Source organism: Porphyrobacter sp. MBR-49 (assembly GCF_053628655.1).
In genome coordinates, this window is the sequence record NZ_JBRJGU010000002.1 from 407,313 (window position 1) to 420,650 (window position 13,338).

General features: G+C 61.4%; 16 protein-coding genes. 11 read left to right on the forward strand and 5 right to left on the reverse strand.

Annotation, left to right across the window (positions count from 1 at the left end):
* Positions 1 to 104 precede the first annotated feature (104 nt).
* From ACSSV3_RS04200 to ACSSV3_RS04250, 11 genes are all read left to right on the forward strand, one after another.
* On the forward strand, positions 105 to 1,250 hold the full coding sequence (locus ACSSV3_RS04200; protein ID WP_354323991.1) for a nucleotidyltransferase family protein: 1,146 nt from the start codon (positions 105 to 107) through the stop codon (positions 1,248 to 1,250).
* Between the two features lies 1 nt (position 1,251).
* The gene (locus tag ACSSV3_RS04205; RefSeq protein ID WP_354323992.1) at positions 1,252 to 2,922 is read left to right on the forward strand and encodes an ABC transporter ATP-binding protein; all 1,671 of its coding nucleotides are present in this window, start codon (positions 1,252 to 1,254) and stop codon (positions 2,920 to 2,922) included.
* Positions 2,919 to 4,802 (forward strand): asparagine synthase-related protein, encoded by a 1,884-nt coding sequence (locus tag ACSSV3_RS04210; protein ID WP_454184748.1) that lies wholly within the window; start codon positions 2,919 to 2,921, stop codon positions 4,800 to 4,802. Before ACSSV3_RS04205 ends, ACSSV3_RS04210 begins: the two co-directional genes overlap by 4 nt.
* Positions 4,803 to 4,819: 17 nt before the next feature.
* Entirely contained in the window at positions 4,820 to 4,966 is a 147-nt protein-coding gene (locus ACSSV3_RS04215) for a lasso RiPP family leader peptide-containing protein (protein WP_354323996.1), read from the forward strand.
* Positions 4,967 to 5,011: 45 nt separating this feature from the next.
* On the forward strand, positions 5,012 to 5,959 hold the full coding sequence (locus ACSSV3_RS04220) for a hypothetical protein (protein WP_354323998.1): 948 nt from the start codon (positions 5,012 to 5,014) through the stop codon (positions 5,957 to 5,959).
* 61 nt (positions 5,960 to 6,020) lie between these two features.
* Positions 6,021 to 6,377, forward strand: a complete 357-nt coding sequence (locus tag ACSSV3_RS04225) for a hypothetical protein (RefSeq protein ID WP_354324000.1) — start codon at positions 6,021 to 6,023, stop codon at positions 6,375 to 6,377.
* Positions 6,378 to 6,446: 69 nt separating this feature from the next.
* Positions 6,447 to 6,725 carry a PqqD family protein gene (locus ACSSV3_RS04230; RefSeq protein WP_354324002.1) on the forward strand — a complete coding sequence of 93 codons (279 nt, stop codon included), beginning with the start codon at positions 6,447 to 6,449 and terminating at the stop codon, positions 6,723 to 6,725.
* 28 nt (positions 6,726 to 6,753) lie between these two features.
* Complete coding sequence (locus tag ACSSV3_RS04235; RefSeq protein ID WP_354324004.1) at positions 6,754 to 7,197, forward strand: lasso peptide biosynthesis B2 protein; 444 nt, start codon at positions 6,754 to 6,756, stop codon at positions 7,195 to 7,197.
* Between the two features lie 163 nt (positions 7,198 to 7,360).
* Positions 7,361 to 7,645, forward strand: a complete 285-nt coding sequence (locus ACSSV3_RS04240) for a hypothetical protein (protein WP_354324006.1) — start codon at positions 7,361 to 7,363, stop codon at positions 7,643 to 7,645.
* Between the two features lie 325 nt (positions 7,646 to 7,970).
* Complete coding sequence (locus ACSSV3_RS04245) at positions 7,971 to 9,122, forward strand: O-antigen ligase family protein (protein WP_354324008.1); 1,152 nt, start codon at positions 7,971 to 7,973, stop codon at positions 9,120 to 9,122.
* On the forward strand, positions 9,119 to 9,841 hold the full coding sequence (locus tag ACSSV3_RS04250) for a hypothetical protein (protein WP_354324010.1): 723 nt from the start codon (positions 9,119 to 9,121) through the stop codon (positions 9,839 to 9,841). Before ACSSV3_RS04245 ends, ACSSV3_RS04250 begins: the two co-directional genes overlap by 4 nt.
* Positions 9,842 to 9,857: 16 nt before the next feature.
* Here the strand turns inward: ACSSV3_RS04250 and mmsB are convergent, their stop codons facing one another.
* The 5 genes from mmsB to ACSSV3_RS04275 all read right to left on the reverse strand — a co-directional run bounded on the left by mmsB (position 9,858) and on the right by ACSSV3_RS04275 (position 13,335).
* Positions 9,858 to 10,724 carry a 3-hydroxyisobutyrate dehydrogenase gene (gene mmsB, locus ACSSV3_RS04255; protein ID WP_354324012.1) on the reverse strand — a complete coding sequence of 289 codons (867 nt, stop codon included), beginning with the start codon at positions 10,722 to 10,724 and terminating at the stop codon, positions 9,858 to 9,860.
* A complete protein-coding gene (locus tag ACSSV3_RS04260; protein WP_354324014.1) occupies positions 10,721 to 10,978 on the reverse strand; it encodes a hypothetical protein in 258 nt (85 codons plus the stop codon). The genes mmsB and ACSSV3_RS04260 overlap by 4 nt, the downstream gene beginning before the upstream one ends.
* Complete coding sequence (locus ACSSV3_RS04265; protein ID WP_354324016.1) at positions 10,975 to 11,772, reverse strand: enoyl-CoA hydratase-related protein; 798 nt, start codon at positions 11,770 to 11,772, stop codon at positions 10,975 to 10,977. Before ACSSV3_RS04265 ends, ACSSV3_RS04260 begins: the two co-directional genes overlap by 4 nt.
* 118 nt (positions 11,773 to 11,890) lie before the next feature.
* On the reverse strand, positions 11,891 to 12,949 hold the full coding sequence (locus ACSSV3_RS04270) for an enoyl-CoA hydratase/isomerase family protein (protein WP_354324018.1): 1,059 nt from the start codon (positions 12,947 to 12,949) through the stop codon (positions 11,891 to 11,893).
* Positions 12,946 to 13,335: a VOC family protein gene (locus tag ACSSV3_RS04275; protein WP_354324020.1), complete on the reverse strand. Its 390-nt coding sequence runs from the start codon at positions 13,333 to 13,335 to the stop codon at positions 12,946 to 12,948. The genes ACSSV3_RS04270 and ACSSV3_RS04275 overlap by 4 nt, the downstream gene beginning before the upstream one ends.
* Positions 13,336 to 13,338 lie beyond the last annotated feature (3 nt).

The window sequence follows — 13,338 nt, forward strand, 5'->3', positions numbered from 1 at the left end:
TTATCGCGGGAATGCTTGCCATCTGGCAATGGCCGCGGGACAACCGGGCAGCGATTACGTCGCGGGCTGGAGACCGAAAGAGTGATGCGCCGGATCTTATCGCCATGAACATTGCTGCGCTCGACCAGTACCTTGCGCGCTGCGTTTCCAGCATTCTGCGCGACGAGCAGGTTCCACCATGGCCGACGGAATGTTCCGGCGATGTAGACGCAGCGGCGCACCGGATTGCCTTTCACGGGGTTGCCCTGCTGATCGCGCAGGCCCCGGTGGCTTTCGCCACTTGGCCACCGGCGCTCGCCCGTGCGGTGCGGCAGCAGGCTGGGGTGCAATCGTTCTGGGAGGATAGCCACCGCGCCGCGATTGCCCCGCTGCTCGAAGCCTTCGCGGCAGCAGATATCCGTGCGATCGTCACCAAGGGGACCGCGCTTGCCTATTCGATCTATCACGATCCGGCGATGCGGAAGCGCGGCGACACCGACATCTTTGTGCCCGGCGCGCGCCGCAAACAGGTGAGGCAGGTGCTGCGTTCATGCGGCTGGCGCGAGGCTGGTGATACCAAAGCGCTGCAGGAAAGCTGGTTATGCGACACCGCCATCGGGTTTATCCCGACGGTCGACATTCATTGGCGCATCAATGCCAGCGCCGCCGCGTCGCGGATGATCGAGAGAGGACTGCGCTTTGACCAAACCATCGCGCTTGACCGCTTATCCTCCCTCGCTCGCGGCATCGGGCCGGTCGACAACCTCATCCTGATCGCGATCAATCGCGCCGCACACGGCCTGTTCGGGTATCATGTGGGGGCAGATGAAGTATTTGAAACTGACCGCCTGATCTGGGCGGTCGATACACACTTGCTGACCGGAATATTTGGTGCGAGCGATTGGCAGGCGCTGGGTGAGCGCGCCGCGTCCACGGGCACGCAGGCGATGGTGCACAACAGCTTGGCCTTTGCGCAGCGCACACTAGGCACAGCCGTGCCTGAGGCGGTTGCCGACACAATGGCACACGCACCGGAAAATCACGGCGTTGCCGCCTATTTCAGCTCATCCTCGCATCTGTGGCGCTTACGCCGCGACCTTGCCGCCTGCTCTGGGTTGAGCGAAAAGGCGCGCGTGTTTCGCTATGCCGCCCTTCCCGATGATGCGTTTTTGCAAGCCCGCTTTCCTGATGCGGACGGCTGGCCACGGCCCGCGCTGCACCTGCGCCGCTGGACTGAGGGCATCGGCAAACTGCTGATCGGGAAACGCTGACATGCGGCTGGCGTTTCTGCGGCATTGGACCAGCCGGTTTCGGGGCGAACTGGCGCTGATCGGGGGGCTTTCGCTCGCCAGTTCGGCGGTCACGCTGGCACTTCCGTGGCTGGCTGCCCAGCTTGCAGCCAGCATGGTTGGCGAAGCTGCGGTCAATCTCGATGAGACGCTGATCCTGCTGGCCGTCGCGCTGACCGGGCTGGCCGGGACAACGATCATGGTTGCGATCCTATCCGAACGGGCATCGGGGCGAATTCTCGCCAATTTGCGCAAGGAAACCCACGAACGCATTGTGGCGATGCCGATGGCGTTCCATGATCGCAGCCGCGGCGGCGACCTGCTCAGCCTGATGAGCCACGAGGTCGAAAACCTCAGCACCTTCCTCACGGCCACGCTGGCGCGGGTGCCATCAATGGCGATGACGGCGGCTGGTGCCTTCATCATCCTGTTCATCATCGATCCGGTGCTGACCTTCACCATCCCGATCCTGATCCCGCCGTTTTTCATCGTGATGAAGTGGGTGGGCAGGCGGCTCAGGGTGCTGGGCAGGCAGGTGCGCCGTGCCGAGGTCGATATCGTCTGGATTGCCGAAAGCGATATCGAGATGCTGCCCGCGATCAAAGCCTTCGCGGTCGAGCGCGAACATCGATCGCGCTACGCAGCGGCGGTTGAAAAGGCGCGGCTGCTGAAGCTGAAACAGGCCCGGATCACCGCCTTTATCGGACCGATTGTGGCGCTGGTGGCGGCCATCGCGGCGATCGTCATTCTGGTTATCGGCAGTGCGCAGGTTCAGGACGGCGCGCGCAGCCCCAGCGAAATGTTTGCCTTCCTGTTCTACGCCGCGCTGCTGACCCGCCCGGTCGGCAGCCTGGCCGATACCTATGGCAGATTTCAAATTGCCAAGGGGACACTTGCACGGCTGGAGGCAGTGTTCGCGATGCGGCCCGAACCCGGTTATGACCGCAAGCGTCGGATCGAACGGGCAAGGGGCGCGATTGCGATAGACGCGGTGAGCTTTGCCTATCCCGGCCGGCCGGCGGTGCTAACCAATGCGAGCCTTGCCATCGCACCGGGTGAAACCATCGCGCTGACGGGTGACAACGGCATCGGCAAATCCACCCTCGTCAACCTGATCCTGCGGTTTTATCAGCCGGATCAGGGGCGCATTACGCTCGACGGCGTGGATATTGCCGATCTGCAAGTTCAGGATCTGCGGCGGCAATTCGGCTATGTGCCGCAACGCCCCTTGCTGGCTTACGGATCGATTGCCGAGAATATCGCTTTCGGGTGCCCCGATCCTGACCCTGCGGCAATCGAAAAGGCGGCGCGGCTGGCGCAGGCGTGGGAGTTTATCGAACGTCTGCCGCGCGGGTTGGCGACCGAAATCGGCGATGGCGGCGTGCGGCTGTCGGGCGGGCAACGGCAACGGCTGGCGCTGGCTCGCGCGCTATTCCGCGATCCGCCGATCTATATTTTTGACGAAGCCACCAGCATGTTCGATCTCGACGGGGAAACCGCATTCATTCAATCCTGCGCCGATCTGCTGACTGACCGTACGGTGATCATCATCACCCATCGTCCCGCCAGTCTTGCGCTCGCCGACCGCATTATCGAGGTCACACCACAGGGGTTCAAGGTAATCGAGCAAGCTGAAGAAAAGGCCCGGCGATGAGCGGCATCTGCGGCGTCGTGCGGCTTGGTGGGGCCGCGTGCGCCCCGGACGAGCTTGCCGGAATGCTCCGATCCCTCGCTCCGCGCGGCCCGGATGGCAGCGCGGTGTGGGCTGAAGGGGCGGCGGCTCTCGGCCATGCGCTGCTGGCGACCACACCCGAAGCGCTGGAAGAACAGCTCCCCTTTCACCACGCGCCAAGCGGCTGCGTCATCACCGGCGACATACGGATCGACAATCGTGATGAATTGCTCGCTGCGCTGGGCCTAACCAATGCCGGGCGGATGATTGGTGACGGCGAATTGGTGCTGCGCGCCTATCTGCGATGGAGCACCGCCTGCCTCGCTCACCTGCTCGGCGATTTTGCCTTCGCCATCTGGGATGCGCCAAGCCAGCGTCTGTTCTGCGCCCGCGATCAGGTGGGGATGCGGCAACTGATCTACCATCACGCGCCCGGCCAGATTTTTGCCTTTGCAACCGATGCCGATGCGGTGGCCAGTCATCCCGCGATCCCGCGCCGGATCAATGAAGCGCGGATCGGCGATTTTCTCGAAGATCTTGAGGCCTGTGATCTGATCTCGACCTTCTATCAGGGCATCTACCGCCTTCCGCCCGCCCATGCGCTGATCGTGGAAGGCGATGTGCTGCGGATATGGCGTTACTGGGAGTTGCCGCCCCCCTCCCCGCTGCGGCTGGCAGATGATCGTGCCTATGCCGATGCCTTTCTGGAAGTCTTTACCGAAGCGGTGCGTTCGCGGCTTCGGGCGCCTGCGGGAAAGCTTGGGTCGATGCTGTCGGGCGGGATGGATTCGGGATCAGTCGTGGCGGTGGCTTCGCGGCTGTTGCAAAAGGCCGGGATGCCCCCGCTCCCCACTTTTTCAGCCACCGGCAGCGCCCGAGGCTGCGCCGAAACCCGCACCATCCGCGCGGCGCAGACCATGGCGCACCTCGCCCCGCACGACATCGCAATCGAGGATTTCGCCGCCCATGCGAATGAATTGGTGCGCCTGTCACAGCAGAGCGGTGAGCCGTTTGATGGAGATATGGCCATGCTGCGGGCGGTCTATCTTGCAGCGCAGCAGGAGGGCGTCTCCATTATGCTTGACGGGGTGGCTGGCGATACGACGTTGATGGCCGATGACATGGTCGCTTGGCGGCTGCGGCGCGGCGATATCATCGGTGCATGGCGCGAAGCGGCGGGAGCACGCCAGTTCTGGGGAGCGGAAATGCCGCCTGCCCCAACCTTTATCAACGGCGCAAGGCACGTTGTGGTGCCCGAAGGCCTGCGCGCGCTGCGCCGCCGCGCCGGGGCAACATCGCGCCAACGCCGCGCCGATCAAGCCAGCATGATCGCCCCCGCGCTTGCCCGGTCGATCAACATGGCAGAGCGCCGCGCCGCCCATGCCCGCCATATCGCACTGAAACTCGATGGTCGCTGCGATGACCGCCGCGCGCTGGTGATGCACCCCTATGTCGTGGTTGCCCGCGAGCGTTATGACCGGGTGGCGGCGCAATTCGGAATCGAACCGCGCGATCCGTTCCTCGACCGCCGCCTGATTGAATTCGTGCTCACGCTGCCCGCCGATCAGATCGAACATGACGGCTGGCCCAAGATCATCCTGCGTCGGTCGATGGCCGGGCTGCTGCCCGATGCGGTGCGCTGGCGCGTCGGCAAAGAGCATGTTGGCTGGCTGTTTGGCGACGCGGTGGCTGTCCATTGGCTGGGCGGAGCGAAGCCGGGGTGGACTGATGTGCTGCATCCATTCGTCCGATCAGAACGACTAACTGCGGTTGACGCCGCGCGGCATGGCCAGTTAGCAGTTGCAACACAAAAGACCTTGAGCTACCTGTTTTGGTGGATGTCCCGTTTTCGGGATAGGTGATTTTATGGGGATCAGACATGGCGCAGCGCAATGAGACCGCGAACGGCAAAGTCGAGTATTCACGCCCAAGGCTTGTAGTCTATGGCGAATTTGCCAATCTGACCGCAGGTGGCGTCGGATCGACCATCGAAGTGGGCAACAACGGCTCGAAGCGTCGCGCGTAAGATCGCAGGCGATCAAAGGGCATAGTCAGCATCATAACGACTGATTTGTTTGAAGAAATTATAGAGCGGGGTCCGTTTGTCACGGGCCCCCTTTCTGTTTGGCGGTTCGTGAATCTGGGCGCCCATATTCCTGTCGGCATCAACCTACCCGACCGACCCGCACTTTCCGATAAAGATCAGACCCCGCCGCTGCTGATCGAGCGGGACGGGGACGTGGTGTCATTCCATTTCCACGATGTCGCCCGCTTCCGGATCAACTTTGGCGATCGCTCCATTACCGGATTCGACATTAGCCCGGAAACCTCCAAACCCGTTCTCATTCACATCCTGCACGATCACATCGCGCCGCGCCTGCTGGCTGAACTGGGCGAATTGGTGTTGCACGCCAGTGCGGTGCGCTTTGGTGATCGACTAGCGCTGTTTCTGGGGCAGTCTGGTGCCGGCAAATCAACGCTTGCGACCAGCCTTCATCAAGCTGGCTGCGAGCTGCTGGGTGATGATGCGGCAATTGTCACGCCAGGGGTGAACGGTTTTCTTGCGCAGACCGTCTATCCAAGCCTGAGATTGTTTCCCGAAGCAATCACCAGCCTGCTTGGAAATGATGCAGCAACATCGCCGATGGCGGATTATTCGGACAAGCGGCACGTTCACCTCCCGACCCTTCCGAAATCAGCGGGTCAGCCAATGCCGCTCGCCGCCATGTTCTTTCTTTCTGGCGAATGCGGCGCGACCGATGCCGTTGCCACACCTATGAACAGCACCCGCGCTTGCATCGCGTTGGTCGAACAGAGTTTCTCGCTCGACCCCAAAGACCCGCGATGCGGTGCCCGGCGGCTGGCGGGGCTGTCGCAGCTGGCACTTAAGGTTCCGGCTTACCGGCTTTCCTATCCGCATGATTTCAACCGTCTCGGTGCAGTGCATCAAATCATCAAAGCCATCATGGATAACCGCAGACCAATACCGCTGGCCGAACGGCAAGGAAGCCTTTCGTGATGATCCGTGCCTCCAGCTAAGACATCGCCGCCTACGGCCAACCCGAACTTGTCGATGGCCGGTGACTGGATCAGAGCCCGGATCAAAGGCAAACTTAGCCGATCATCACTATGTGTGGTCATGGGACGGCGAAGTGATCGATTCCGCGACCGGTGAAACGCGCGGCGCATTCCGGCAGTCGACCTTTCTCAGCCGGGTCATTTCTGCCGATGATGCGAAGGCGGGGTCAAGCCAGCGCGTCCCGGCGCACTCACCCAAGGTGCAGATCGATACCGATTGCCTTGCGATAGCAGGCAGCGGATTTGATTTCGGCGGCATTGCCAAGGTGATGATGGAGCGTTACCCGCATCACCTGCCTGACTATCGCTCTGCACTCGATCATGTCGTCTCACTATTTTCCCGCTATCGCGAAAATTAGGGTCTGAGCCTTCCGCCGGCAACGCCCCGCGCACTGGCGGCGCGGGCAAGCATGATCCGGAGATTCTGTGTGACTGATATCCTCAATTCCCGCTGGACAATCAGCGATCAGGCGATCGCAAATCGCGTTGGCGATGAAATGGTCGTCTTGCACCTCGCCAATGGCACCTATTTCGGGCTCGATCCGGTCGGGGCACTGTTGTGGGAAGGCCTTACTGCTGGCAACCTCCCGAGCGAGGTGTGCGACAGAATCCTTGAACACTACGAAGTTGATCGTGATACGGCAGAACATGACCTGCGCACGTTTCTTGATGAATTGGCCGCAAGCGACCTTATCGCGCAGGCGTGATACGGCGTGCGTTAGCCCGTGATCTACGATGCGTAGCGCGTATTCTCTCCCACGCTTTTTGGTGCTTGCTCTACGCGGCTTGATTGACCTTGGCACCGCAAGGATCGGATTAGCCCGCATCAGGCCCCACGGCGTGATGGAGCGCAACCGCAAGGTGGCGATATTGCGTGCAACGGAAAATTCACCCGCCGAAATCGTGCGCCGTTGCGACGAGGCGGCGTTCTTCATCTCCCGCATGGCGGCGCGCGTGCCGTGGCGATCAGATTGCCTCGTTCAGGCACTGGCGGGGCAGCGCTGGCTAGCCCGCCTGAGCATCCCAAGCGAAATCGTGGTCGGGACAGCAAAATTGGCGAATGGTCAATTCGATGCCCACGCTTGGCTTCGTCACGGCGACCGGGTCGTATTGGGCGGTGATATATCCCGATTCCAGCCTTTGCTCAAACCGGATGCAACGGTTTTCAAGCAGGATTGAAATCGTCGAGCCCGTCAAGTTTTGCAAAACCCAATAAGCGCAGCTTAACGCGCTTTGGCAGCAGAAACACGCTTCGTTTACCGTTCCACCCTATCGAGCGGGTTGCCATGTATGTTGCAATGCACTAAGTATTAATACGAAGAAGTTTCACGAGGATTTGCCGATGATCAAATTTGCCGCTCGTTCCGTGATGGCAGCCGCAGCCGCCACCATGGCGCTTGCACCGGTTGCCGCTCAGGCGAACACGCGTGCGGGCGATAGTGCATCGGTGTACCGGGTCTCGGCGTCGAAGCCGGGTGTTGGACGCGCTGCGCAAGGCGAATCGAATTCAGACAGAGAAGTGAATGCAGAAACGATCATCATTGCTCTGCTGGCTACCGCTGCGATCATTGGCGCAATCATTATTGCCGCCAGTTCTGGCGATAACAACCAGTCGCCGGGCACCTGACCGCCTTCAGTTTTCTTGAAAAACAAGCTCCATCGAAAAAGTACCCGGCACGCGATGCCGGGTTTTTTCTGTGGCCCTTTGGCGTATCGTCAGGACAGGAACAGCTTGGTGTAAGGTAACGCCATTGGACAAGAACCTGACAGAGCGTACGACCTTTTCCGGCCTAGCAGCACTCTTGTGTGTCGCCTTTGTTCTTGGAGGGGGCGGAAGTTATTTCGGTCTTGCCAACCTTGCCGTCAAATTGGTCGCTTTGGCGATACTGTTACCAAGTCGCGGAGCGTTCTTGCAATTCTGGGCACAATCGCCGGTTCTTCTGCGCATCCTGGTGTCTGCGTCACTACTTTTGCCGCTGATCCAGATTGTGCCGCTGCCCCCCAGCTTGTGGGAGGAAATTCCGGGCCGCAATCTTGTCACCCGCTCGCTTGAATTGACCGGGGTCGTCGGCTGGATGCCGTTGAGCGTCAGCCCGCTACGCACGCTGCTTGCGTTTACAGCATTGATCACACCGATGGCGATTCTGGCTGCAGGCTGGACGCTGCCGCGCCAGCGCCTCATCGGGCTGGGCTGGTTAGTGGTCGGGTTTGGCATAGCCACCACCCTGCTTGGCGTGTTCCAACTCGGAGCAACTGGCAACGAGGCCACGCTGTTTGGTGCACGCAATCCCGGAGATGTCCTGCTCGGCACCTTCGCCAATCGCAATTCAACCGGCTTGCTGCTTGGGTTTAGCCTCACGCTTGCAGCGCTGTTGCCTGCTCCCAAACCGCACTTGGCAATGGTGGCCGTCAGGCTGGCCGTGTGTGCGGTTCTGTTGCTGGCCATCATCCTGACCCGATCACGCACTGCGGTGGTGCTGGCAATGCTGCCCCTGGCAATGGCTGGAATCAAGGCCGTTTGGTGGTTCGTGCGGGAACGCGAAACGGTTGATGCCCGCGGAATTGCTGCACGACCACTCGCCATCATGCTGGGGGCCATTGGCCTCGTGGCGGTCAGCACCGCAGCGTTGACCGTCACCGCGCCCGGCCCGATCGAAAAAACAATTGAACGGTTTGAGGCGAAAGATGATCCGCGCCGCTATATCTGGGATGATGCCAGCTACACCGCTGCGCGCTATTGGCCTGCCGGTGCGGGGATGGGAACCTTCGACGAGGTGTTCCAAGTCGACGAATCGCTTGAAAACCTGACTCAACGCACCGCTGGGCGGGCGCATAATGATTATCTGGAACTGGCGATTGAGGCTGGTTTGCCCGGACTTGTGCTGGCGGCGCTGTGGCTGCTGCTGGTTGCCTTGCTCAGCTGGCGTGCCCGGCATTCGCCGCAGCGCTGGGCTGCGTGGTCGGGCAGCGTGTTTCTTGTGATGATCGCCCTGCAATCAATTTCGGATTACCCCCTGCGAAGCCAGACCTTGCTTGCACTGGCGGGATTCGCCTTGCTGATGCTGGCGCGCACCGCCGATGATCAGGGGAGAGCGCGGCCATGATCGCCAGAGTGGCATGGTTCGGCGCGCTGTTTGCGCTCGCGCTGATCACCACCTTCGTCCAGATCGACCGGCAGGCAGCGACCACGTCGGCGCTGGCATCTGCGGTGCCGGGGCCGCTGCGCAGTTCGGCGCAGGCCGTGGTGGCCGCGCGCGCAATCGAGGGTAGTGACCCCGCGCTTGCGCTTGAAGAAGCGCAAAGGCTGGTTCGCCGACGCCCGATCCCGGCTGAAAATCTGACCTTGCTGGCTGTGGCTCAGACCAAGGCAGGCCTTATCGAGGAAGCCGGCGTCACGATCCAGATCGCCGGTCAGCGGGGCTGGCGCGAGCCGGTGGCCCAGGAAACGGTGTTGCGTCTCGCGCTTGCAGCCGGTGATGAAGCTGAGGCGGCGCGGCGCTATGCAGCGCTATTCCTCAAGGCATCCACGTCCGATACATTGCTGCAAGAGCTGGGGCCGGCGGTGCTCGGCGAGGCGGGCGGTGTGGGGCAGCGCACCCTGATCGACATCGTCAGCGGTACAGACCGTTGGAACGACACCTTCCTGCGGCGCGGAATGCGGGTGTTGCCCCCCAGCACTTTCAGCGAAATTACAGGAGCCGCGATAGGACGCGGTGCCCGGTTTGACTGCAGCGTGATCGCACAGACCATCGAGGCACTACAGCGGAGTGACGAGCAGGCCGCAGACCGGCTGAAAATCGCTTCAGAGGGCCAATGCCCCTGATTTCGGCAGCAGCGCATTACAGCGTGCGGATGATCCCTGAAAAATCGACCCCGGCATTGTCCTTGGCAAAGGCTTCGTAGATCGCGCGGGCGTGTTCGCCGAGTTCAACCTTGGCGCCTGCAGCCTTCGCCGCCTCGATCGCCAGCCGCAGGTCTTTCAGCATCAGTCCTGCAGCAAACCCGCCCTGATAGTCGTTGTCAGCAGGCGTGACCGGCCCGACGCCGGGGACGGGGCAGTAAGACGTCATCGACCAGTTCTGCCCGGATGAAACACTGGAGATATCGTAGAACGTCTGCGCGTCCAGACCCAGCTTTTCGGCCATCGTGAAGGCTTCGCAGGTGCCGATCATGTGGATCGCCAGCAGCATGTTGTTGCAGATTTTGGCGGCCTGTCCGTTCCCTGCGTCGCCTGCGTGGATCACCGCCTTGCCCATCGCGGCGAGGATCGGCTGGGCGCGGGCGAAGGCTTCAGGGGTGCCGCCGACCATGAAAGTCAGCGTACCGGCATTGGCGGCGGCAATCCCGCCGGACACCGGCGCGTCGACCATTTGGTAGCCATGCGCCTCCGTGACCGAGATCACCTCGCGCGCGGTGGCAACGTCGATGGTCGAACAATCGAGCAGGATCGCACCTTCGGGCGCATGGCCGATCACGTCGTCCCAATAGACCTGTTTGACGATCGCCCCGTTGGGCAACATCGAGACGACCGCATCTGCACCTGCGCAGGCTTCCTTGGCAGTGGCAAAGGTCGTGCACCCTGCCTCGCGTGCGGCGGCGAGCGCGGGTCCGGAGAGGTCGAAGGCGCGGACGTCGTGCCCAGCCTTAACCAGATTGGCAGCCATCCCGCCGCCCATGTTGCCGAGACCGATAAAGGCGATTTTCATGTCAAACCCGCTTCCTCAAGGAGACCATAGATGCTGACTGCAACCAGCAGAATTCCGAAGAGCCCTGACATCACCATCTGAAAATCGTGAAGCCAACTGTCAAACTTGGTGCGAGGCAGCGGCTCTTCCCCGCTCGCCTTGAGGATTGCGGCCTCCAGAAGACTGATCGAGCCGCCATCGCGGTACTTCCACAATCGGCTCGCGAGCCAGCAGAAGAACAGGCCGACGGCAAGCAGGCCGAAGCCGAAGATCACCGCCCCTTCCACTGCCCCTCGCGCTTTTCGATAAACGCCGCCATGCCTTCGGCCTTGTCCTCACTCGCAGTGAGGATCTGGAAGATCCGGCGCTCGACGATCAAGCCCTGATCCAGCGTCATTTCAAACGCCGAATTGACCATCTCCTTGTTGGCGATCACCGCCATCGGCGGCATCGCGGCAATGCTTGCTGCGGTCTTCAGCGTCTCGGCGATCAGTTCCTCATGCGGCACCACGCGGGCCACCAGATTGCTGCGCTCGGCCTCCTCGGCCGCCATCATCCGGCCGGTGAGGCACATTTCCATCGACTTCGATTTGCCGATCGCGCGGGTCAGCCGCTGCGATCCGCCCATGCCCGGCGCGACGCCCAGCTTGATCTCGGGCTGGCCAAACTTCGCCTTGTCGGAAGCGATGATGAAATCCGCCATCATGGCAAGCTCGCAACCGCCGCCCAGCGCAAAACCATTCACGGCCGCGATCCAAGGCTTGCGGGTCTTCTTGACGATCTCCGCCGTCCAGGGGCTAAAAAAGTCGTCGAGGTAGAAGTCGGCGGCCGCCTTGTCGCTCATTTCCTTGATATCCGCGCCCGCCGCAAAAGCCTTGTCGCCGCTGCCGGTCAAAACCGCGCACAGCTGCGAGCCATCGGCCTGATAGGCGGCGAAAGCATGGATCAGCTCTTCCAGCACTGTGGAATTAAGCGCGTTCAGCGCCTGCGGACGGTTGATCGTCAGCAGCGTGACGCCCTTGTGGCCCTGTGCGTCGGTTTCGACGGTGATGGTTTCGTAATCAGCCAATTTCGGTCTCCATTTTCGTCATTGCGAGGAGCCGCAGGCGACGCGGCAATCCAGATAGCGCCGGACTGGATTGCTTCGCTTCGCTCGCAATGACGAAGGAAACAATCCATAAAATGGTTCACTGCAGGGGCACCCACTCCTCGCCTTCGGGCAGGGGTGCGAAAATTGCGTCGAGCAGCTCCTCGGTCACGTCCTCGGGCGTTGCCGGGTTCCATTTGGGGTCGTTGGTCTTGTCGGTGATCACCGCGCGCACGCCTTCGGCAAAATCGGGGCGGGTCAGGACACGACTGGCGATGCGATATTCCATCCGCATATTATCGGCAAAGTCGGTCAGCGCCGCGCTTTGTGCCAATTGCCGCAGCGCGACCTTGCAGGTCTGCGGGCTTTTGGTGCCGAGCGTGTCTCGCTCCTTCATCGCCCAGTCGTCGCCTGCATCAGCGGCAGCGTCGAGACTGGCCAGGATGTCCTCGTAAGCGTCAGACGCGAAATGCTTGGCTATCTTGTCAGCATTGGCTTCGATCCGCGCCTTGGGCGGGGTGCCAACCGGTTCGGACAGGATGCCTGCGATCCGATCAGGATGATCGTGGATTCGCGCCTTGATATCCTCCAACATCTCGGCCGGGACGTAATGCGTGGCAAGACCTGTCCACAAGCATTCCGCCCCATCAAGCCGCGCGCCTGTGAGTGCGAGGAACTGACCCAGCCGCCGACCGAGCCGCGACAAATACCAGCCGCCGCCAACATCCGGGAACAGGCCGATCCCGGTTTCGGGCATGGCCAGCCGCGTATTCTCGGTCGCCACGCGGTGCCTGGCGGGCTGCGAAATACCCACGCCCCCGCCCATAGTGATGCCGTCCATAAAGGCGACGATCGGCTTGCCATAGGTGAACATCTGGTGGTTAAGCTGGTATTCGTCGTGGAAGAACTTGCGTCCCGACACACCCCCATCATTCAGCGCCGAATCACGCAGGAATGCGATGTCGCCGCCGGAACAGAACCCGCGTCCTTCTGCATGATCGACGATCACCGCCTTGATATTGTCATCATTCGCCCATTCGGTCAGGCCTGCGCTCATCGAATGGCACATTTCCAGTGTTAGCGCGTGCAGCGCCTTGGGACGATTGAGCGAGATATGGCCAATCGGGCCATTGGTTCGGATGAAAACATCGTCGGTCATTGGGCCGGTTCTTTCGGTTCGATCAGATCCCAGCGATTGCCAAACGGATCGCTGAAGACCGCAACAGTGCCGAAGCTTTCGTGGCGCGGTTGCTCGTGAAAAAGTATCCCTGCATCGACAAGGCGTGCCTGAGTGCCTGCGAAATCATCTGTGTGCGCAAAAAAACCGACACGACCACCAGTCTGGTTACCAATCGCGGCGGACTGCGTCTCGGTCGTTGCCTTAGCGATCAGCAAGCGGCCGCCGTCCGCGCCGCCGACCACGACCCAGCGCTTGCCTGAACCAAGATCGCTGTCTTCGATCAGATCGAAGCCAAGCGTGCCGACAAAGAACGCGATGCCCGCATCATAATCAGGCACCACGAGCGTGGTGAGTGCAAGTTGCATCGC